This is a genomic window from Streptomyces griseus subsp. griseus, assembly GCF_000720255.1.
Lineage (GTDB): Bacteria > Actinomycetota > Actinomycetes > Streptomycetales > Streptomycetaceae > Streptomyces > Streptomyces griseus_I.
On record NZ_JOJE01000016.1, the window covers coordinates 54,873 to 75,676 of the forward strand.

General features: G+C 71.1%; 22 protein-coding genes and 1 pseudogene. 12 read left to right on the top strand and 11 right to left on the bottom strand.

What is annotated here, in order from left to right:
- Window positions 1–88: 88 nt before the first annotated feature.
- The 4 genes from IG99_RS22380 to IG99_RS22395 all read left to right on the top strand — a co-directional run bounded on the left by IG99_RS22380 (window position 89) and on the right by IG99_RS22395 (window position 4,513).
- The gene (locus tag IG99_RS22380) at window positions 89–829 is read left to right on the top strand and encodes an HAD family hydrolase (protein ID WP_037676629.1); all 741 of its coding nucleotides are present in this window, start codon (window positions 89–91) and stop codon (window positions 827–829) included.
- On the top strand, window positions 826–3,171 hold the full coding sequence (locus IG99_RS22385) for a glycoside hydrolase family 65 protein (protein WP_037676630.1): 2,346 nt from the start codon (window positions 826–828) through the stop codon (window positions 3,169–3,171). Before IG99_RS22380 ends, IG99_RS22385 begins: the two co-directional genes overlap by 4 nt.
- A gap of 100 nt (window positions 3,172–3,271) precedes the next feature.
- Entirely contained in the window at window positions 3,272–3,952 is a 681-nt protein-coding gene (locus IG99_RS22390) for a Clp protease N-terminal domain-containing protein (RefSeq protein ID WP_234311918.1), read from the top strand.
- Between the two features lie 81 nt (window positions 3,953–4,033).
- Window positions 4,034–4,513: a DUF5709 domain-containing protein gene (locus IG99_RS22395; RefSeq protein ID WP_037676632.1), complete on the top strand. Its 480-nt coding sequence runs from the start codon at window positions 4,034–4,036 to the stop codon at window positions 4,511–4,513.
- Between the two features lie 10 nt (window positions 4,514–4,523).
- Here IG99_RS22395 and IG99_RS48810 read toward each other — a convergent pair whose 3' ends face one another.
- Together IG99_RS48810 and IG99_RS22400 are read right to left on the bottom strand one after the other, a co-directional pair.
- Window positions 4,524–4,673, bottom strand: coding sequence for a hypothetical protein (locus tag IG99_RS48810; RefSeq protein WP_158973222.1), 150 nt, complete (start codon window positions 4,671–4,673; stop codon window positions 4,524–4,526).
- Window positions 4,674–4,905: 232 nt separating this feature from the next.
- A complete protein-coding gene (locus IG99_RS22400) occupies window positions 4,906–5,112 on the bottom strand; it encodes a hypothetical protein (RefSeq protein ID WP_037676633.1) in 207 nt (68 codons plus the stop codon).
- A 236-nt stretch (window positions 5,113–5,348) separates the two neighbouring features.
- On the opposite strand from IG99_RS22400, the gene IG99_RS22405 reads away from it, so the two are divergent.
- Complete coding sequence (locus IG99_RS22405; protein ID WP_037676634.1) at window positions 5,349–7,616, top strand: MMPL family transporter; 2,268 nt, start codon at window positions 5,349–5,351, stop codon at window positions 7,614–7,616.
- On the opposite strand, the gene IG99_RS22410 is transcribed toward IG99_RS22405, so the two are convergent.
- Entirely contained in the window at window positions 7,573–8,601 is a 1,029-nt protein-coding gene (locus tag IG99_RS22410; protein ID WP_234311925.1) for a PP2C family protein-serine/threonine phosphatase, read from the bottom strand. The two genes, IG99_RS22405 and IG99_RS22410, sit on opposite strands and share 44 nt — an antisense overlap.
- 285 nt (window positions 8,602–8,886) lie before the next feature.
- Here IG99_RS22410 and IG99_RS22415 point away from each other — a divergent pair, with 285 nt between their 5' ends.
- The gene (locus tag IG99_RS22415; protein WP_037676636.1) at window positions 8,887–9,228 is read left to right on the top strand and encodes a hypothetical protein; all 342 of its coding nucleotides are present in this window, start codon (window positions 8,887–8,889) and stop codon (window positions 9,226–9,228) included.
- Window positions 9,229–9,253: 25 nt separating this feature from the next.
- Here IG99_RS22415 and IG99_RS22420 read toward each other — a convergent pair whose 3' ends face one another.
- Window positions 9,254–10,102: a helix-turn-helix transcriptional regulator gene (locus IG99_RS22420; RefSeq protein WP_037676637.1), complete on the bottom strand. Its 849-nt coding sequence runs from the start codon at window positions 10,100–10,102 to the stop codon at window positions 9,254–9,256.
- A 138-nt stretch (window positions 10,103–10,240) separates the two neighbouring features.
- Here IG99_RS22420 and IG99_RS22425 point away from each other — a divergent pair, with 138 nt between their 5' ends.
- Both IG99_RS22425 and IG99_RS22430 read left to right on the top strand, forming a co-directional pair.
- The gene (locus tag IG99_RS22425; protein WP_037676638.1) at window positions 10,241–11,020 is read left to right on the top strand and encodes an NAD(P)H-dependent oxidoreductase; all 780 of its coding nucleotides are present in this window, start codon (window positions 10,241–10,243) and stop codon (window positions 11,018–11,020) included.
- Between the two features lie 220 nt (window positions 11,021–11,240).
- A complete protein-coding gene (locus IG99_RS22430) occupies window positions 11,241–12,593 on the top strand; it encodes a S28 family serine protease (protein WP_037676640.1) in 1,353 nt (450 codons plus the stop codon).
- Between the two features lie 50 nt (window positions 12,594–12,643).
- Here the strand turns inward: IG99_RS22430 and IG99_RS22435 are convergent, their stop codons facing one another.
- Complete coding sequence (locus IG99_RS22435) at window positions 12,644–13,531, bottom strand: Gfo/Idh/MocA family protein (protein ID WP_037676641.1); 888 nt, start codon at window positions 13,529–13,531, stop codon at window positions 12,644–12,646.
- 291 nt (window positions 13,532–13,822) lie between these two features.
- On the opposite strand from IG99_RS22435, the gene IG99_RS22440 reads away from it, so the two are divergent.
- Window positions 13,823–14,641 (top strand): SAM-dependent methyltransferase, encoded by an 819-nt coding sequence (locus IG99_RS22440; protein WP_037676642.1) that lies wholly within the window; start codon window positions 13,823–13,825, stop codon window positions 14,639–14,641.
- 9 nt (window positions 14,642–14,650) lie between these two features.
- Here the strand turns inward: IG99_RS22440 and IG99_RS22445 are convergent, their stop codons facing one another.
- Window positions 14,651–15,571 carry a helix-turn-helix domain-containing protein gene (locus IG99_RS22445; RefSeq protein WP_037676643.1) on the bottom strand — a complete coding sequence of 307 codons (921 nt, stop codon included), beginning with the start codon at window positions 15,569–15,571 and terminating at the stop codon, window positions 14,651–14,653.
- Between the two features lie 111 nt (window positions 15,572–15,682).
- Entirely contained in the window at window positions 15,683–15,925 is a 243-nt protein-coding gene (locus IG99_RS22450) for a DUF397 domain-containing protein (protein WP_037676644.1), read from the bottom strand.
- Window positions 15,926–16,174: 249 nt separating this feature from the next.
- Here IG99_RS22450 and IG99_RS47735 point away from each other — a divergent pair.
- Both IG99_RS47735 and IG99_RS47740 read left to right on the top strand, forming a co-directional pair.
- Window positions 16,175–16,666, top strand: a pseudogene (locus tag IG99_RS47735) (ATP-binding protein); the annotation flags it as partial.
- A gap of 66 nt (window positions 16,667–16,732) precedes the next feature.
- Window positions 16,733–17,290, top strand: a complete 558-nt coding sequence (locus IG99_RS47740) for a hypothetical protein (protein ID WP_037676789.1) — start codon at window positions 16,733–16,735, stop codon at window positions 17,288–17,290.
- A gap of 109 nt (window positions 17,291–17,399) precedes the next feature.
- Here the strand turns inward: IG99_RS47740 and IG99_RS22460 are convergent, their stop codons facing one another.
- Window positions 17,400–17,945: a TetR/AcrR family transcriptional regulator gene (locus IG99_RS22460; protein WP_234311919.1), complete on the bottom strand. Its 546-nt coding sequence runs from the start codon at window positions 17,943–17,945 to the stop codon at window positions 17,400–17,402.
- A gap of 109 nt (window positions 17,946–18,054) precedes the next feature.
- On the opposite strand from IG99_RS22460, the gene IG99_RS22465 reads away from it, so the two are divergent.
- Complete coding sequence (locus tag IG99_RS22465) at window positions 18,055–18,912, top strand: alpha/beta fold hydrolase (protein WP_037676646.1); 858 nt, start codon at window positions 18,055–18,057, stop codon at window positions 18,910–18,912.
- A 106-nt stretch (window positions 18,913–19,018) separates the two neighbouring features.
- On the opposite strand, the gene tgmB is transcribed toward IG99_RS22465, so the two are convergent.
- The 3 genes from tgmB to IG99_RS22480 form a co-directional block, all read right to left on the bottom strand.
- Window positions 19,019–20,005, bottom strand: a complete 987-nt coding sequence (tgmB, locus tag IG99_RS22470) for an ATP-grasp ribosomal peptide maturase (protein ID WP_037676647.1) — start codon at window positions 20,003–20,005, stop codon at window positions 19,019–19,021.
- A 16-nt stretch (window positions 20,006–20,021) separates the two neighbouring features.
- Entirely contained in the window at window positions 20,022–20,213 is a 192-nt protein-coding gene (gene tgmA, locus IG99_RS22475; RefSeq protein ID WP_037676648.1) for a putative ATP-grasp-modified RiPP, read from the bottom strand.
- 205 nt (window positions 20,214–20,418) lie between these two features.
- Window positions 20,419–20,727 (bottom strand): DUF1232 domain-containing protein, encoded by a 309-nt coding sequence (locus IG99_RS22480; protein WP_037676649.1) that lies wholly within the window; start codon window positions 20,725–20,727, stop codon window positions 20,419–20,421.
- Window positions 20,728–20,804 lie beyond the last annotated feature (77 nt).

A 20,804-nucleotide genomic window follows, 5' to 3' on the forward strand; every position in this document is an offset into this window, starting at 1 on the left:
ACAGAGTCTGTCACCGGCGCACACCGAAAACCGGTCGTGTGGCGTGCGCCACCCCGTGGACGGCCGTCAAAGGGGAACCGTGTCCTGTATGACGGATCTCGGTCTTCCCGAAACAATTGTGAGCTGCCTCTTCGACCTGGACGGTGTGGTCACGAAGACGGCCGTCGTCCACGCGGCCGCCTGGAAGGAGATGTTCGACGCGTTCCTGCGCGAGCGGGACGGCGAGGATTTCCGGCCGTTCGACTCGGGCGCCGACTACGACGAGTACGTCGACGGCCGCCCACGCGCCGACGGGGTGCGCACCTTCCTCGCCTCCCGCGGCATCGAACTGCCCGAGGGCGGCCCGGACGACCCGCCGGACGCCGCGACGGTCCACGGCCTCGGCAACCGCAAGAACGAACTGCTCCTGGAGAAGATCCGCACCCAGGGCGTCGAGGCGTACGAGGGCACCCTCCGCTATGTCGAGGCGGTTCGCGAGCAGGGCCTGAGCACCGCGATCGTCTCCTCCAGCGCCAACACCCGCGACGTGCTGCGCTCCATCGACGCCGAACACCTCTTCGACACCCGGATCGACGGCGTGGTGGCCGCAGAGCGGAAGCTGCCGGGCAAGCCGCACCCCGACACCTTCCTCGCCGCGGCCCGCGACCTCGGCGTGGAACCCTCCAAGGCGGCCGTCTTCGAGGACGCGCTGGCCGGCATGGACGCGGGTCGCGCGGGCCGCTTCGGGTACGTCGTGGGCGTGGACCGCGTCGGTCAGGCGGACGCTCTGTACCGGCACGGCGCGGACGTGGTCGTGAAGGACCTCGCCGAACTGGGAGGGAAGTCGTGATCAGTCAGCGCTCGTACGCCGTCGAGCCGTGGACCGTGCGGGAGACGGACCTCAACCTCGACGTACTGGCCCAGAGCGAGTCCGTGTTCGCCCTGTCCAACGGCCATGTCGGCTGGCGCGGCAACCTCGACGAGGGCGAACCGCACGGCCTTCCCGGCACTTACCTCAACGGCGTGCACGAACTGCACCCGCTGCCGTACGCCGAGGCCGGCTACGGCTACCCGGAGTCCGGCCAGACCGTCATCAACGTCACCAACGGCAAGGTGCTGCGCCTGCTGGTCGACGACGAGCCGTTCGACCTGCGCTACGGGCGGCTCGTCACCCACGAACGCACCCTGGACCTGCGCCGGGGCGTCCTGGAGCGGACCTGCGAATGGACCTCCCCGGCCGGGACGACGGTACGGGTGCGCTCGACGCGCCTGGTCTCCCTCACCCAACGGGCGATCGCCGCCGTCGCCTACGAGGTGGAACCCGTCGACAGCCGCACCCGCGTGGTGATCCAGTCGGAGCTCGTCGCCAACGAGTCCCTGCCCGAGCCGAAGGGCGACCCGCGGGCCGCGCGGGTTCTGAAGTCGCCCCTGGAGCCCGAGGAGGACTACACCTCGGGGCGGCGGCTGCGGCTCGTGCACCGCACCCGGCGCAGCGGATTGCGCGTCGCCGTCGCCGCCGACCACGTCGTCAGCGGCCCCGACGGGACCTCCACCAGCAGCGAGAGCAACGTGGACGTGGCCAGGCTGACGGTCACCTCCGTGCTGGAGCCCGGTGAGCGGCTGCGCGTCGAGAAGCTGGTCGCCCACGGCTGGTCCGGCGCCCGTTCCCGGCCCGCGATGAGCGATCAGGTGGAGGCGGCGCTGGCGGCCGCCGGGCAGAGCGGCTGGTCCGGACTCGTCGACGAACAGCGCGCGTACCTCGACGACTTCTGGGCGCGCGCCGACGTCGAGGTCGACGGCGACGAGGAGATCCAGCAGGCCGTTCGCTTCGCCCTCTTCCACGTCCTGCAGGCCGGCGCCCGCGCCGAGCGACGGGCCATACCCGCCAAGGGGCTGACCGGCTCCGGCTACGACGGGCACGCGTTCTGGGACACCGAGACCTTCGTCCTGCCCCTGCTGACCTACACCGCCCCCGACGCGGTGGCCGAGGCACTGCGCTGGCGCCAGAGCACCCTGCCCGCGGCCCGGGAGCGCGCCACCCAACTCGGCCTGCGGGGCGTGGCGTTCCCCTGGCGGACCATCGAGGGCTCGGAAGGGTCCGCCTACTGGCCGGCCGGCACGGCGGCCTTCCACGTCAACGCCGACATCGCGGACGCCGTGGTGCGCTACGTCGCCGCGACCGGGGACACCGACTTCGAACGCGACACCGGCGTGGAGCTGTTGGTGGAGACGGCCCGCCTGTGGCGCTCGCTCGGACACCACGACGCGCAGGGCACCTTCCACATCGACGGCGTGACCGGACCGGACGAGTACAGTGCCGTCGCCGACGACAACACGTACACCAACCTGATGGCCCGGGCGAACCTGCTGGCCGCCGCCGACGTCGTCGAACGCCACCCGAAGCAGGCGGCCGGGCTCGGTGTCGATGCTGAGGAGAGCGCGGCCTGGCGGGACGCCGCCGAAGCGGTCTTCATCCCCTACAACGAGGATCTCGGCGTCCACGAGCAGCACGCGGGCTTCACCCGCTACCAGCGCTGGGACTTCGCGGACACCCGCGCCGACCAGTACCCGCTGATGCTGCACTTCCCCTACTTCGACCTGTACCGGAAACAGGTCATCAAACAGGCCGACCTGGTCCTGGCGATGTACACCTGCGGAAGCCACTTCGACGACGAGCAGGTCACCCGCAACTTCGCCTACTACGAGCCGCTGACCGTACGGGACTCCTCCCTGTCCGCCTGCGTCCAGGCCGTCGTCGCCGCCCAGGCCGGCCATCTGCGGCTGGCCTACGACTACACGGCCGAGGCGGCCCTGATGGATCTCGGCGACCTGGAGCACAACACCCGCGACGGGCTGCACATCGCCTCGCTGGCCGGCACCTGGATGGCGTTGGTCGCCGGCTTCGGCGGGATGCGGCGCGAGGGCGGCTCCCTGCGCTTCGCCCCGCGGCTGCCCGAGAAGTTCAGCCGCCTCGCCTTCTCCGTCCAGCTCCTCGGCCGACGGCTACGGGTGGAGATGGGCCCGGACAAGGCGACGTACACCCTGCTGTCCGGACCGCCCCTGACGATCCGCCACCACGGGGAAGAGGTGGCGCTCAACGGCGACGGCCCGGCCGTCCGCACCATCCCGGCGCCCCAGGAGCGGCAGGCTCCCGAACAGCCCCCGCACCGGAGGCCGAACGCCCGCGAGTGATCCGGGCGGTCGTCTCCCGACCCCCCCCGCCGCCGTGATCGAACAGGAGTAGAGGCAAGTTCGCCTTGACAATCCCGAACTGTCAAGGCGTACTTGCCTCATGCCCCTACCTGATCTGGACGACCTCATCGCCGAAGTGGACCGCACCTGCGCCACCGCCCACCGTCCGGGCGGCCAGGAACAGCCCGACTGGCTCGCCCTGTTGACCACCGCCGCCGGACTCGCGGGCCAACTCCAGGCCCTGGCCGACGACCTGGTCGAGGACTACGTCGAACACTGCCGGATGCACGGTGTGTCGTGGACGGACATCGGAGGCGCGCTGGGCGTGACCCGGCAGGCCGTGCAACAGCGCTTCCACGCGCCGCACAAGCGCTACGGCCCCGACACCATGACCGAAGAACTCCGCGCCGCCATGGTGCACGTGAAGCAGGCCGCCGTCGCCCACCGCAACAACTACATCGGCACCGAGCACCTGCTGTGGGGCCTGACCGCCGAGGCCAACAGCGCCACCCGCCTCCTGGAGACCTCCGGTGTCGCCGCCCGGGACGTCCACCGCGGCGTCGGCACCCGGCTGAGCCTCGGCGCCTCGCAGGCCGCCGAACGCATCGCCTGGACCCCGTACTCCCGCAAGGCGATCGCCCTCGCCGAGGCCCGCGCCGCACGGCGCGACCGCGAGCGGATCGACTGCGAGGACCTCCTGGTGGGTCTCGCCGGGATCGGGCGCGGAGTCGCGGCCGCGGTCCTGACGGAGGCCGGCTTCGAGCCGGACGACCTCCAGTGAGCGTGATGACCGCCACCTGTGAGGTTGGAGGACGGCAGAGGGGAAACCCGGGACCGGACACCGTACCGAGAGGAGGCAGTCATGGGCACGGAGCCGACGATGGCGGACGACGCCTACCAGCCCACGGGAACGAACGAGGAGCAGGAGGACGCGGCGCCGCTCGACCTCCAGGACGCCGTCGATGAGCGCACTTACGACGACACCCTCGACGAGGGCTACTCCCCGCCCGAGAAGCCGCTCGGCGTCACCGAGCACGGCACCACGGCCGCCGAACAGCACGACGGCGAGAGCCTCGACGAGCGGCTGGCCCGCGAGCAGCCCGACGTGACGGTGCCCGCGGGGGACGGTGTCGGCGACCTCCCGGACGGTGAGGGCGAACCCGTCGACCGCGAGGCGGGCCGCGACCGTGCCGGGCGTCTCGTCGCCCCGGACGAGGGACTGCGCACCGACACCACCAAGGAGGAGGTCGCCGACGACGTCGGCATCGACGCCGGAGCCGCGGGCGCCGAGGAGGCCGCCGTGCATGTTGTTCCCGACGACCCCGAGTCGGAGGAGTACTGAGGGCGGTGGTTCAGTCGCCGATGTGGTCGAGCCGGCGCAGCTTGTTCGTGGCGTCGAGGGCGGCGACCTTGTAGGGACCGTCCCGCCGCAGCCCATCACCGACTGGCCGCAGTGGATCAGTTCGGTGGCCCCGGCGCTCGACGGCGTAGATGTGCGGCACCTGGGTGCGGTAGTGCTCCTTGTGTCCCCGGGCCTGGATCCTGCGTCCCCCGGGCCTGGATCCTGCGTCCCCCGGGCCTGGATCCTGCGTCCCCCGGGCCTGGATCCTGCGTCCCCCGGGCCTGGACCCATGCGTCCCCGGGCCGGAACCCATGCCTCCACGGGCCTGGACCCGGGCGTCCCCCCCACCCGGAGCCCGTGCGTCTCGCCGGGCCCCGGTTCGTGCCCCTCTCCTAGGGAAGCAGCTTCTCGATGGCTGCCGGGCCCTCCTCCGCCAGCTTGCGGCGGGCCCACTCGAGGTTGCGCGGGGTGATGTCCCGGCCGGTGGCCAGGACCATGTCCTCCGGAGACACTTCGGTGCCTGTGCGGGTGTGCAGCAGTTTGTCCGGGGTGGTGCGGTCCTGGGAGGGCTGGGACGCGTCGGGCTGTGACGTCGGCATGATCTCCGCTCCTCGGGTCGGAGGGCTGAATCGGCCCGGTACTGCCATCGGGCCCACTAACACCATTCAACGCGGCAGCGCGCCGTGCATCCGGAAGGCGTAACACCTCCGCTCCGGAGCCGCTCGCCGCGCACCCGCGGGAGTACCATGCCCAGCCCCTGCATAACCCCCTCAGAGGCCCACACCCTGCGGATCCCGAGATGCCGAGAAGATCGGGCCGACGTGTAATGAGGCCCATGGCACGTACAGGCGACAGCGCAGGGGGAGCGGACGAGCCCGCGAAGGGGTGGCTGCGGCGGCTCGGAGAGTGGTGTGCCCACCACTTCCTGATCGTGATCATCTCCTGGCTCGTCGCGCTGGTCGCCCTCCAGGTACTCGACCGCACCTACGGCGGCAACTACTCCGACAACTTCCAGCTGCCCGGCGTCCAGTCCACGAAGGGTCTCGACGTGCTGAAGGAGCACGATCCGCAGGCCGGCGGCTACGGCAGCCAGATCGTGATGAAGGACGCCGACAAGCCGCTGTCCTCCGTGAGCTCCCAGATGTCCACGACGGTCGGCGACCTCCAGAAACTGCCCCATGTGCTGTCGGCACAAAACCCGCTCTCCGCGCCCGCGTCCAAGGTCGGACCGGTCTCCAGCGACGGCAAGACCGGATACATCACCATCCGCTTCGACAAGCAGCCCAACACCCTGGGCAGCGGCTACCTCGACGGCGTCGACCAGGCCGTTCAGCCGCTGCGCTCGGCCGGCGTCGACGTCGAGTACGGCGGACCGCTCGGTGAACTGGCCCGGCCCTCGGCGGACGACCGGGTCAGCGAGCTGATCGGCTTCGGTGTGGCCATCATCGTGCTGCTGGTCGGCTTCGGCAGTGTGATCGCGGCGGGCCTGCCCCTGCTGACCGCGCTGATCAGCGTCGTCGGTGGTCTCGCCTGCCTCGGGCTGCTCGCCGCCGCCTTCACCTTCGCCACCGTATCGCCGACCCTCGCCACCATGATCGGCCTCGGCGTGGGCATCGACTACTCCCTGTTCCTGATCACACGCCACCGCCAGGGCCTGATCGACGGCACGGATCCGGTGCGGGCCGCCGGGCACGCCGCCTCCACCAGCGGACGAGCCGTGCTCGTCTCCGGCACCACGGTGATCATCGCGCTGGCGGGTCTGTACACGTCCGGGGTCGACTTCATCGGAAACCTCGGCCTCGCCGCGGCCGTCACCGTGGTCTCCGCGGTGGCCGGTGCGCTCACCCTGGTCCCCGCCCTGCTCGGACTGATCGGCAGACACGTCGACCGCTGGCACGTGCGCCGCCCCGTCGCCGAGACGGAGGAGGGGGGCCAGGTCACCCAGGGCACCTGGCACCGCTACGCACAGCGCGTCGAACACCATCCGCTGCGCTACCTGTCGGCGGGCGTGATCACCATCGCGATCCTCGCCATCCCCCTGTTCTCCATCCAGCTCGGCCACATCGGCGACGGCGCCGACCCGACCTCCTTCACCGACCGGCGGGCGTTCGACCTGATGACCGACGCGTTCGGACCTGGCTCCAACGGGCCGCTCACCGTCGTCATCGACCAGACCGACGTGCCGTCCTCCCAGCGTTCCGCCCTCGCCTCGAAGGCCCAGCAGACGCTGAACTCCGTGCAGAACGCCGCCGCGGTCACCCCGCTGACGCCGACCAAGGACGGGGACGTCCTGATCGCCACCGTCTACTCCACCAAGTCCCCGCAGAACGCCGTGACCACCGACCTGACGAACGGGCTCGTCGACCACACCCTGCCCGACGCGGTCTCCGGCACCGACGCCAAGGGGTACGTCACCGGCACCACCGCCGCCCAGGTCGACTTCCGCAACATCGTCGCGAGCCGGCTGCCGCTGATCATCGGTGTGGTGGTCGCCCTGGCGTTCCTGATCATCCTGGCCGTCTTCCGCGGTCTGCTGGTCGCGGTGAAGGCCGCCGTCCTCAACGTCCTGTCGATCGCGGCCTCGTACGGCGTCGTCGTCGCCGTCTTCCAGTGGGGCTGGGGCGGCCCCGCGCTGGGCGTCCACGGCAAGGTGCCCATCGAGAGCTATGTGCCGATGATGATGTTCGCGATCATCTTCGGCCTGAGCATGGACTACGAGATCTTCCTGCTCTCCCGTGTCCACGAGGCCTGGCTGCGCACCGGTGACGCCAAGGGGTCGGTGGCCCACGCCCTGGAGATCACCGCCCGCGTCATCACCTGTGCCGCCCTGATCATGGTGAGCGTCTTCGCGGCCTTCATCCTCAGCGACAACATCGTCGTCAAGATGCTCGGTCTCGGCCTCGCCGTCAGCGTCCTCATCGACGCCACCGTCGTACGCCTGCTCATGGTCCCGGCCGTGATGACCCTGCTGGGTCCGCACGCCTGGTGGACGCCCCGGTGGCTGGACCGGATCCTGCCGCACATCGACACCGAGGGCGACGACGAGGCCCCCGCCGCCGTCAACGGCGCCGCTCATGGGTCGGCGCGAGGACGAGCACGGTGACGTCGTCGCGGACCTCCGGGGTGTACTTCCGCAGATCGGCCCAGACCCGCTCGGCCGTCGCCGCCGGGTCGCCGTCGGCGAGGCCCGCCAGCCGGTCGAGGAGCGGGTAGAAGACGCCGGTGGTGTCCCGGGCCTCCCACACCCCGTCGGAGGCGAGGAACAGCCGGTCACCGGCCAGCAACGGCACGCTCAGCCCGTCGTACGGGGTGATGTCGGGCAGACCCAGGCCCAGCGGCGGCCAGGGTGTCACCTTGACCTCCTCGGCCGTGCCGGCGCGCAGCAGCAGCGGCGGCGGATGTCCGCACACCACGATCCGCACCGTGCCCCCGTCGGCGGAGAACTCCAGCAGCGCGGCCGTCGCGAACAGCTCGGCGTGTCGCACCCGCGCCGAGTCCACCACCAGCCGCCGGTCGAGGCGGCCCGCGACCGCCTCCAGGTCCGGCAGGTCCAGTACGGCCTCCCGGAACGCCCCCATCAGCGAGGCGACCGTGGCCACCGCGGACAGCCCGTGCCCCTGCACGTCACCGATGACGGCCCGCACCCCGTACGGCCCGTCGCGCACGTCGAAGAAGTCACCGCCCACCAGCGTCCCGCGCTGCGCCGCCCGGTACAGCCCCGCGCACCTCAGCGGTCCGACCCGCTCCGGCACCGGCGGCGCCACGGCCCGCTGCGCGGCCTCGGCGACGGCGCGCTCGGTGGCCAGCTGCACATCGCGCCGACTGCGCACGAACGACACGAACACGCTCAGTACGGCCACGAACGAGACGGTCAGCAGATCGGTGCTGCCGGGCCGGTCCAGCTGGAACGCCGGCACGTTGAGCATCACGATCACACCGGCACCCAGCAGCGCGGTCGCCACGGGGCCGTACGACAGCACGGCCAGCGGCGGGATGGCACCGAGCAGGAAGCCGATGTCGAGCGGGTCGTCGCTGAGCAGGGTGGCCACACACACGCCGACGGCCAGCGCGACCGGCAGCACCCGCACCCAGCGTGGCGGCGGCGCACCCCGAAGCCAGCTCCGCCGTTCGCGTTCCTCTTCCCGCTCCCGGAGGGACGATTCCCGCTCCCGGAGGGGCGATTCCCGCTCCCGGAGGGACGACAGGACGCGCACCCTTCCCACACCACCACGCTCCTCCACGGCCCCGGATCCCGCACGCCGGGTGTCCGGAGAACCGGGGAACGACCGCACCCAGCGGTCCGTACGGTCCACGGCGCTGTCAGTGCCGGGTGACATGCTGACGCCGGCATGAGGGCGGAGGACGGAGGCCGTATGGCGTTCGAGGGGCAGGTCTGGCGCGTGTCCAGCGGTGAGCGGCAGGTCGGGGAGATCCTGATCGACGACGCCGACTTCCCGTGGCTGTCGGGCAGCTTCGTCCCCGGCCCGGCGTACGACACCGTAGAGGCACTGTTCGCCCGCGAGATCGCCCTGCTGGAAGGCGACTTCGAGCAGGTGGAGGAGTGGGAGGCGGCCTACTACGAAATCCGGCGCCATGTCTCGCTGTCCTCCCCGGACGGCCCCGTCCCCGAGTTCCTGCTGCACATCGAGGGGGACCGGGCCTGGCTCCGGTGGAGCGACGAGCCGTTCGAGGGCGGGGCCGGGGGGTTGAGGTGACCCGGCGTGGGCGGGCGTCGTCGAGTTACTCGCGGACCTGAGCCTTCACCGTGGGCTGCGCGCCACCGCGGTCCGCGTCCAGACCCGCGAGCAAGCGCAGCCCGTCCTCGGCGGGGCTGCCGGGGGCCGCGGACAGCACCAGCAGCTCCATGCCTGATTCGTCCGGTAGTGCGAAGTTCTCCTGGTGCAGCTCCAGCACTCCCACCAGTGGGTGCCGGTACGCCTTGCGTCCATGCGTGCGGGCGCGCACGTCCGCACGCGCCCAGAGGCGGCGGAAGCGCTCGCTGCCCATCGCCAGCTCGCCGATGAGCGTGGCCAGTCGGGGGTCTTCGGGGTATTTGCCGGCGGCCAGGCGAAGGTGCCCGACCACGTCGAGGGTGCATTTCTCCCAGTCCGCGTAAAGGCCGCGCTCGGCCTCCTCCAAGAAAAGGTGCCGGGCGGTGTTCAGGCCCGGCATCGGCCGGCCGTAGAGGAGCCCGGCGAGGCGGTTCCCGGCGAGCACGTCCAGGCGGTGATTCATGATCAGCGCGGGTGCGTCGGCGACAAGGTCGAGGACGCGCAGGAGCTCCGGCCGGACCCGCCCGCCCGGCGCCTTCGCGCTGCGGCGGCGCTGCCGGGCGAGGCGGTAGAGGTGCCCGCGTTCGGTCTCGTCGAGGCCGAGGACGCGGGCGAGCGCGTCGAGGACCTGCTCGGAGGGCTGGGTCGCGCGGCCCTGCTCCAGGCGTACGTAGTAGTCGACGCTGACTCCGGACAGGTGCGCGACCTCTTCGCGGCGCAGTCCTTCGACCCGGCGGCGGCTGTCGGTGGGGATGCCGGCGGCGGCCGGGTCGACCCGGGAACGCCGGGTCCGCAGGAAGCCCGCAAGATCGTCCATGCCCCCAGTATGGCCTCGCTGTCGTCCGCGAAGGTGGTCCTGCCAGTACCAGGAACTCCCGTCCGACGGAAGAGGCGTCCCTGAACGCCGGGCGCCGCGGAACCCAGAATCGAAGGCACCCGATGCGAAGGAGTGCCCATGAAGACGCTGATCGTTTACGCCCACCCGGAGCCGCAGTCGCTCAACAGCTCGCTGAAGGACCTCGCGGTGTCCACATTGGAGAACGCCGGGCACGAGGTACGGGTGAGCGATCTGTACGCGATGAACTGGAAGGCGGTGGTGGACGCCGCGGACTACGGCTCCCACGCCTCAAGTCCGCTGAAGGTCGCCCTGGACTCGGGCCGGGCCTTCGACGCCGGGACGCTCACCCCGGACGTCCTCGCCGAGCAGGAGAAGCTGCTGTGGGCCGACACGATCATCTTCCAGTTCCCGCTGTGGTGGTACACGATGCCCGCGATCCTCAAAGGATGGGTGGACCGGGTGTTCACCTACCACTTCGCGTACGGCGTCGGCGAGCACAGCGACACCAAGTACGGCGAGCGCTTCGGTGAAGGCACCCTCGCGGGCAGGAGGGCTCTGCTGTCGGTGACCGCCGGCGGCCCGGAGTCGCATTACGGCGCTCGCGGGATCAACGGTCCCATCGACGATCTGCTGTTCCCGATCCACCACGGCATCCTCTACTACCCGGGCATCGAGGTGCTGCCGCCGTTCGTGCTGCACGGCACCGACCGGATGACCGACGAGGACTACCCCGACATCGCCAAGGCCTGGGAGCAACGCCTGCTCACCCTGGAGTCGACCGAGCCCATCCCGTTCCGGCGGCAGAACTTCGGCGACTACGAGATCCCCTCCCTGTGCCTGAAGGAGGGACTGGAGCCCGCGGGCCGCACGGGGTTCGGGCTGCACGTGCGGGGTTGACCGTCGACGGCCGGATCGCGGTCCCCGTCCCATCGACCCCCTGCCCGCGCCCCGGCGAACCGTCCCGGTCGGAGCGCCGGTGTCCTCGGGGTCCCTCCCCCGCACGGGGGAGAGGATCCCCCCGCGCGTGGGATCTTCCGGAAGGGTCCGGCGGCTGTACTGGACGTGCGGCCGGCGGCACACGGAGAGACCGGCCACCGGACGGGGAGGTCGACCCATCATGCGTACCTGGACGAGACGACGTCTGCTCATGTCGACGGTCACGGGGGCGGCGGGCCTGGCCCTGACAGCCCCGGCGCACGCGGCCGGCCGTGACCGACCGGCAGGCGACGACATCGCCGAGGCCCTGCGCGCGCTGCCCGGGCTACGGGTGATCGAGGAGCGGTCCGGCGCCGAGCCCGGCTACCGCTTCTTCGTCCTCGGCCTGCGCCAGCCGGTCGACCACACCGACCGCGCGGCCGGCACCTTCGAGCAGCGCCTGACCCTGCTCCACACCGCCACCGACCGTCCGACGGTCCTGTTCACCACCGGGTACGAGGCGACGCTCACGCCCCGCCGGACCGAACCCACCGTCGTCCTGGGCGGCAACCAACTCCAGGTCGAGCACCGCTACTTCGGCGACTCACGCCCGCCGACCGCGGACTACGCCCACCTGACCGTCCGGCAGGCCGCCGACGACCATCATCGCGTCGTCCGTCTCTTCCGCACGCTGTACCCCGGCGCATGGATCTCTACCGGCGGCAGCAAGGGCGGCATGGCCACCGTCTACCACCGCCGCTTCCATCCGCACGACGTGGACGGCACCGTGGCCTACTCCGCCCCCAACAACGTCGACGACCGCGAGGACTCCGCCTACCTGTGCCATCTGGCCCATGCCGGCACCGCCGAGACCCGGGCCGCCCTGGAACGGGTGCAGCGTGAGGCCCTGCTGCGCCGTGCGGAGCTCGTCGCCCGCTACGAGGACTGGGCGGCCGCCACCGGCGACACCTTCCGCATCGTCGGCGGCGCCGACAAGGCCCTCGAGATCGCCGTCCTGCGGGCCCCGTTCATGTTCTGGCAGAACGGCGGGGCGGCGGACGCCGGCGCCATCCCCGGCGCCCACGCCTCGGCGGACGCGCTCTACGCGTGGCTGGACGAGACCGCCCTGCTGCCCGTCTACGCCGACGCCGTCGCCCGGCAGTACGTCCCGTACTTCTACCAACTCGGTACCGAACTCGGGTACTGGGACGCCCCCACCCACCACTTGGCCGGCCTGCTGCGGTACCCCGACGCCACGCAGCCGCGTAGCTTCGTCCCGCGCGACATCCCGATGCGGTTCGACCACACCGTCATGCCCGACATCGACCGCTGGGTCCGCCGGAGCGGCGAGCGCCTGCTGTTCCTCAACGGTGCCCAGGACCCCGCCGTCGCCGAGCCCTTCCACCCCGGCGGCCGCGACTCCCGCACCCTGTGGGCCCCGGACGCCGACCACCACGTCACCCTCGACGACCTGTCCCCGGCCGACCGCGCCGACGTGATCGCCACGCTGCACCGCTGGGCCGCCGAACCCCGGCCCCGAGGCGGCCGCCGATAGCGGCCGTCTCTGCTTGCAGTGGGACCGAAGAGCCCGCCGGGTGGGTTCGTTCAGCGCGTGTCCATGGCCAGCAGGGTCTCAGCCGCGGCGAGGATCTCGGTGACCCGCAGGCCGAACGCGGCGTCGCAGGGGTGGGGGCGGCCGGAGCCGGCGGCGGTGAGCAGCGCGTCGGCGGCCCGGGTGAGGGCGGGGACGACTCCTTCCGAGCTCTCCGGCAGCAGCGTCACCCCGGCCGCACCCCGTAGTTCCACGGCGACCCCCGCCGCGGCGGGCGGGGCGGTGAGGCTCAGGGTGAGGGCGCTCGTGGCACCGCCGGTGTGCTCGACGACCAGGTGGACGGTGTCGCCGGGGCCGTGCGCGGCGGCCGCGACCCGCCGGGCGTCGCCGAGGACCGGCAGCAGCACGGACAGGGCGTGCGGGCCCACGTCCCACAGCGCACCCTTCTCCCGCCGCCACGGAGAGTCCGCGAACGGGCTGTCGCTGGTGAACACCGAGCCCAGCCACTGCGCCCGCGCCGTGAACCAGCCGCCGACGCCCGCCTGCCGGGTGATCCACTCCTCAGCCTCGCGCTGGAAACGGGTGGTGAAGAAGACCACCGAGGCCACCTGCGCCTCTCGCGCCGCCTCGACCACCGCCCGGCCCTCCTCGACCGTCGGCGCGAGGGGCTTGTCGAGCAGCAGATGACAGCCCGCCCGCGCGGCGCGCACCGCCAGCCCGGCCTGGACGGCGGGCGGCAGGGCCATGGCGACGGCGTCCACGTCGGCGAGCAGGGCGTCGACATCGTCGTAGGCCCGAACGCCGTGCACCGCCGCCAGCTCCTTGGCGGCGTCGGGGCGCCGGCCCCACACTCCGACGAAGTCGAGCCCGTCGTGCCCGCTCAGGGCGGGTGCGTGGGCCGACTGGGCCCAGGGACCGGTGCCGAGCAGTCCGATGCGCATGCCGCTGCCTCTCCGAAGATTCCTCACCATGGCCGGTGCGTGCGACACCGGTCGTGGCGAGGGTCGCACACCGCCCGGGTGGCCACGCAAGCCCCTGCGCCGCAGGTGGCGGACGCGGCGACGGCCTCGTCGGCACGGGCGAGGGACCCGCGGCCCCCGTATCCGTTTGAACTTTCATGAAAGTTGGGTGTGTTGGTGTGCTGACGGGCTGGAACGGACGAACATCCAGTTCCTAGGATGTACTCTCAGTCACGCCAGTCCAGTTGGCGTGGCACGGAGCTGGGGGAGCGGATGCACTCGGAGAAGCAGCTGTCCACGAAGATCGACGCCAATGTGCCGACAGCGGCACGCATGTACGACCACTATCTGGGCGGCAAGGACAACTACGCGGCCGACCGCGCGGCCTGCGAGCAGCTCGACAAGGTCGTCCCCAGCACGCGTCGCCTCGCCGTCAACAACCGTCGCTTCCTCCAGCGGGTCGTCCGGACCCTGACGCAGGAGTACGGAATACGCCAGTTCCTCGACCACGGCTCCGGTCTGCCCACCCAGGACAACGTGCACCAGGTCGCCCAGAGTGTCGACCCCGCCGCGCACGTCGTCTACGTCGACAACGACCCCATGGTGCTCGTGCACGGCCGGGCCCTGCTGGAACAGGACGAGCGCACCACCGTCATCCACGCCGACATGCGCGAGACGGACGCCATCTTCTCCCACCCCGAGACCCAGCGGCTGATCGACTTCGACCAGCCGGTCGCCGTGCTGTTCAACTCCGTCTTCCACTGCATCCCCGACAGCGAGACCGACGGACCGTCGGCCGTCGTCAAGCGGGTGAGCGAGCGCCTCGCGCCCGGCAGCTACCTGTTGATGTGCCAACTGGTCAGCGAAGACGCCGAGGTGCGTGAGTTCGTCACGAACTTCATGGACCAGGCGACTCACGGCCACTGGGGGCGGGTGCGTCAGGAGAAGGACGTTGCCGCGCTGTTCGACGGTCTGGAGATCCTGGAGCCGGGCCTGGTGGAGGTGTCCACGTGGCGGCCGGACAGCGAGGTGGCACCCCGTCAGCTCACCCAGGAATGGATCGAGTTCGGGGGCGTGGGCCGGCTGCCGTAGGCGCAGGCGTCACTGCGCGGGATAACGCGACTTCATCGTCTCGCGCAGCAGACCCAGCGACTCACGCGGGTTGAGCGCCTCGTCGGCCAACCGGTCCAGGGCGAGGCGGTACTCCTCCGTCTCGTCGCGGTCCTCGAGGAAGTTGGCGCTTCTGATGTGCTCCAGGTAGACGACATCGGGCAGGTCGATGCCGCCGAAGCGGAGATAGGTCACCGGAATGGCGGGTGCCGAGGCGTTCGTGACGTCCAGGGGCACCACCTGCACGGTCACATTGGGGCGCCGGGCCATGTCGATCAGGTGCGCGAGCTGCTCGCGCATCACGTCCTTGCCGCCGAGCACCCGCAGCAGGACCGACTCGTCGAGGACCGCCCACAACTGCGGCGCGTCCTTCCGGGCCAGCAACTCCGCCCGGCGCATGCGCAGTTCGACCCGGCGCCGCACTTCGGTGGCGGGCGCGTTCGGCAGGCCCCGTTCCACCACCGCCCGGGTGTAGGCCGCGGTCTGCAAGAGGCCGGGCACGTACTGGATCTCGAAGGTGCGGATGGTGGCCGCCGCCTCCTGAAGCCCCACCAGCCGGTCGAACCACTCGGGCATCAGGCGCTTGTCGTAGCGCTGCCACCAGCCCGGCTCACCGGCCCGCTGCAGCAGCCTGAGCAGCACCGAGGCCTCGTAGCTCTCGGTGCCGTACAGCTCCAGCAGGGCCCGCACGTCCTGCTCGGTCGGCGGCCGACGGCCCTTGCCCGACTCGATGCGGGAGAGCTTCGCCCCGCTGAAGCCGAGGGCGCGGGCCGCCTGGTCCTGGGACAGACCCGCGTCCTCGCGGAAACCCGCCAGTTGCACACCGACCAGCATCTTCAGCAAGGTGGGCGCGGGCTCGGACCGGTCGAGGTACGACTCGAGGCGGGAGATGCGAGGCGACGCGGCGGACATCGTGGCTCCCCGTAGACCGGCAGACGTGAGGGAGACTCTATCTCACTCGGCGAACCTTCACCGTATCCCCCCGTAAACGTCCCCGAGTTCGGCGCCGCGCCGCCACTCGGGTCAGCCGCTTCCCGGCACCAGGTGGTCGAACTCGCCGTCCTTGACGCCGGCCAGGAAGGCCGCGACCTCGGCCGGCGTGTAGACGAGCGCGGGCCCGTCGGGATCGCGGGAGTTGCGCATCGCTATGTCCCCGTCGGTCAGAGTGGCGACCTCGACGCAGTTCCCCTCGGCGTTGCTGTGCCGGGTCTTGATCCAGCAGGCGTCCAACGCGCTCGCCCGCACTCCGTTCCGCACTGGTGGCACCACAGTCTCCTTGCCGTTCGTGGTCCGTACCGGGCGCCCGGCCGGCCCGGACGTGCGAGGCGCCTGGTCCCGTTGCCTCGCCGCCCGGCCGATTTTCGCGCAATTTCCCGTGCAATTGCACGCGAGCGCCATCGGCGTGGATAATAGCTGCGGCGTCAACCCTGGCGTTGCCGCCCCGTCCTGACGTCGCATCAGGGAGATGACGTGTCGTCGCCTGCGTCCCACGCGCCCCATTCGCCCAGTGAAGGTGTGCCGAGGGCGGGTGGGAACGGCACGGACCGAACCTCACCTCGCGCGGTCCTGACGCCCGAGGCGGAGGAGGGACCCTGCCCGCACGCCGAGGGGGTACCGCCCTCCGTCGTCTCCGTCGATCTGCGCATCACCTGCGACCGGCAGGGTTTCGCCCTGGGCCGCGCCTTCACCCGCGGCATCCTCAGCCAGTGGTCGCTCGGACACCGCGAGGACGACGCGCTGCTCGTGATGGGCGAACTGGCCGCCAACGCGGCCGAACACGCGGCGCCGCGGACCGAGGGAGGCATGCCGACCGTCCGGCTCGGTCTCGCCCTCACCCCCGGCCATCTGCTGATCACCGTTTCCGACGACATCGACACCCCTCCCGTACCGGGCTCGCGCCGGGACTGCGCCGCCGACGCGGAACTGGACGAGCACGGACGCGGCCTGGCCATCGTCGAGGTCCTGTCCGACGGGTGGGGCTGGACCCCCAGACGTCCCGCGGGCAAGACCGTCTGGGCGATGTTGTCGATCCGTCCCTCGCCCGACACAACCGCCGTGGAAGGGTCCCCCGACATGCGCCCCGCTCCGACCGGAAAGCCGACCGGAACGCCGAGCACCCAGCGCACGGACCGCGAGACATCCGCCAAGGTGCCGGCCCGCACCGCGCCCCTGACGACGCTCGGGCAGGTGCCCTGGAGCGAGATCAAGGACTCCACCGGCTCCGCGGACGCCATCCCCCTCCTCCTCAACAGCGTGGCCTGGGGAGACGAGCAGACCGCCCGGACCGCGCTCACGGAACTGCGCAGACGGATCTGCCAGTTCGGTTTCGTCGTCGAGCAGGCCACCGCCGCCACCGTCCCCTTCCTGTGGGAGCTCGCCCAACTGCCCCACGTGACCGTTCGGCCGCAGATCATCCAGCTGCTCAGGAGCATCGCCGACGCCCGGCAGTGGGAGAGCACCGCCGCCGTCTACCCCAAGCTGCTCAACCGTCGTGAGAACCCCGTCGTGTGGGAGCGCGCGGCCCGGCGTGCCGTCCGCGACCGGCGCGGAGTCCTGCCGGGTCTGCTCGCCGAGGAGGACGCGGAGCTGGCCCGGGCGACCACGGAACTGGCCCGTAGTCTGGGTGAGTGAGGGGCAGGGGGCGGCGCGGCCTGCCCAAAGGTCAAGCCCATTCCTGCTGCGCAGCGGTTCTGGTCGGTCATCAGACTCACAGTCGGGCCGCCCGTCCCGCTCGCCGAAGTCAGCCCTCGCCTGCCTGCGCGACAGTCGTGCGCAGCAACGCGGCCATCGATCGGCCGGCCACCCGCAGCGGTTCCGGATCACGAGCAGCCCGGCTGAGCATGAACGCCCCCTCAAGCATCATGATCATTGAACAGGCGAGTGATCGCGCCGCCTCGGGGTCGACCACCCAACGGCCGAACCACTGCGCCGCGTCGCGGACCCACTCCTCGAAGACCTCTGCCGTCGCGGCCCTCAGCACCTCATTGCTGCTGGCAACCTCCAATGCCACCGTCCCGATCGGGCACGCGTCGGCGTAGTCGGCCGCGGCAAGGTCGTCCGCGGCTGCCTCGAAGGCGTGCACGAGGGATTCGGCAGGGTCCGGCACACTGTCCAGCAGAGCCAACACCATGCGGCCGTACTCCGGTCCGGACGTGCGGATCATGTCCTCGGCCAGTTGCTGCTTGCCGCCGGGGAAGAAGTGATAGATCGAGCCGAACGGCGCTTCTGACTCTGTCGCGACCCGCTTGAGGCCGGTCGCCGCGTAGCCGTGGCGGCGGAACAGCATCGCGGCAGCACCCTGAATCCTGGCTCGAGTGTCCGAATGTCCCATTGCCCTCCACTCTTCCTGCCTCCAAGATTACAGTAGAACAATCTATCAAATGGGGGTTGCTTCGATGCCGAGGATCGAGTTGTCGTCCGGACCGGTTGACTACCAGGACACCGGAGGTGAAGGACCAGTGCTGGTGTTCGGTCACGGTATGCCGATGAACGAGACCCAGTGGCGCAAGGTGGTCCCGCTGCTGGACGGGTACCGCTGCGTCCTGCCCACGCTGCCCCTCGGCGGTCATCGCCGGCCGATGAACCCGGACGCCGACCTGTCCCAGCGCGGTGTCGCCCGGCTCCTGGGTGAGTTCATCGAACGGCTCGGTCTGGACCAGGTGACTCTCGTCCTCAACGACTGGGGCGGGGGCCAGTTCCTGGTGTTGGAAGGGCAGGCGCAGCGGCTCGCGCGCCTGGTGCTGGTGGCCTGCGAGGCCTTCGACAACTTTCCCCCGGGGCCCGCCAAGGCGATGGCCCAGGTATGCAGGGTCCCCGGCGGCGTCTGGCTCCTGACCCGTCTCATGGGCATCCCCGCGTTCCGCCACAACCGGGCCGGATACGGTGGGATGAGCCTGCGCGGGATCCCTGACGAGATCCTGGACGACTGGTTCGCACCCGCCACCCTCAGCAAGGCCATTCGCAAGGACCTCGCCAAGTTCGCCACCGGTGCGCCCGACCGGCGGACCTTGCTGGCCTGGAGCGAGCGACTGCGTGAGTTCGACCGCCCGGTCCTGGTCGTCTGGGCGACCGAGGACAGACTGATGCCGCGTGAGCACGGCCCCCGCCTGGCCGAGTTGTACCCGCAGGGCCGACTGGTCGAGATCGCTGCCTCGTCCACCCTCATCCCTGAGGACCAGCCCGAACGGCTTGCCGACGTGCTCACCGACTTTCTGGTCCAGACCGGAGCAGAGCCGATCCGGCACGCTGACTGAGTGAGGGGGCCGGCAGGCGGAAACAGTTGGCGGTCGGGCCAGTTGGCGGTCGGGCCAAGGTGGCGCCGGTAAGGACGAAGGAACGCGGGCGGACCGACGAGCCGACTCAGGACGTCGTCGTACCGCTCCGTCCCCCGCAGCAGGCCCCCTCCGGCGGGCCCGGCTCCGCCAGCCACTCCGCGATGGTGCGCGCGATGGGTTGGCCGGTTTCCACCTCCACGAAGCCGAACTGACCGGACTGGTTGCACTCGAGGAACCACCACGTGCCGTCGGCGTCCTCGGCGAAGTCGAAGGCTCCGTACGCCAGTTGGGCCTCCGCCAGGTATTTGCGCACGCCGTCGGCGGCGCAGGTCGGCACCTCGGCGGGACGCCACGGCAGGTCGGCCGGGGCGAAGCGGACGTCGACGTCGTCGGGGTGCGCGTCCGGCGAGGTCTCCTTTCGGGCGGCGAGCATCCGGTCCCCGACGACGGTCAGCCGGATGTCGGCCCGCTTGGCGACCCTGCGCTGCAGCAGGGTCGGACCGAACGCGACGGCGGCGAAGTCCGTGTCCGGCGCCACCCGGCTCGTCGGCACCGCACGGGGCGGCTCCTGCGGATGCGCGCCGGAGACCGGTTTGACCACGAGGTCCGGGAAGCGCTCCGCGAACTCCCGGGCGGCCTGCGGGAATGTCGTGATCAGGGTGGCCGGCACGGGCAGACCGCTGCGCTGGGCGAGGCGGAGCTGCCATGGCTTGTGGCGTGCCCGGCGGGCGGCGTCGGGATGGTTCATCCACCTCGCGCCGGACCCGCGCAGCATGCCGTACAAGGCCTGTGAGGACTCCTCGGTGAGCCAGTCGGACGGCTCGGGCACCCGGGAGGCCGGGACGCCCGGCCTGCGCACCCAGATGGACCGCAGGCTGTCGATGCCCACCAGGCGGCCGGCGGACCAGAGATGGCCGCGGAAGGCGCCGTGCACGTACTCGCCCGAGAGGGCGACCCCGCCCGTGAGGTCGGCGGGGTCCAGCCGGACCACCGGGACCCCGGACGCGTTGAGGTGCACGACCACCATGTCCGCCGTCACGTCCTGTTCACAGGTCAGGATCAACACGGTCATCGTCGTCGGCCCGCGTTCAGTCGTCGAAGTGGGTCTTCGAGCCGGCGGTGGACGTGGTGGTCCCCAGTTCCCTCAGCAGCGCGAGGTCCGAGGCGGCGATCCGGCCGTCGAGAAGTACGTTCAACTGCAGTGCGGAGTCGTAGGCGTACGGAATGGAAACCTCCAAATCCGCCGCCGGGCGTGCGTAGTTGAGCGCAAACGGTTGCATCGTCTCTCCCTCTTCATGCTGCGCCGACCAAGCCGTCGCCATGGCGCGTCGTGCTGCGTCGTCGCTCCGCCCGGCGGATCACCCGGGCTTCCACTGACTTATACGAATCGAACGGGTGGTTGGTTTCCTTACGCTCCGTAGTCATTGGCGAGTTCGACACCCCGGACCTGAGACGGTCGGGGGCGCAGAGAGGTTGAGCGGAGGTTCAGGCTGTCTCGCCCGGCCCGCCGAGAGGCGTGGGCCGTTGTGCGTCGGTGACCGGGCGGCGCAGGGTGCGCAGGGCGAGCAGGAGGACGCCGATGTCGTCCAGATACACCGGGTCGGGCAACAGATCCGTCGGCAGCACGAGATAGATGACGGCGCCCCAGAAGACCCAGCGCGGCCCGGTCGGCAGCCCGGCGCGGCGCAACGCGCGTCGGGCGTTCACCAGTCGCACCAGCAGCGCGACGGCCACGACGAGCACCACCGCCGCGAGGACCGCGGCGACGGCGATCACTGTTGTGGTCGTGTCCACGGGCTCTCCTCGGTCCGCTGCGCCGCCGGATGCGGGCCCCCTCCCCGTCGGATTCCCGGTTACGGCGCCCGTATTGC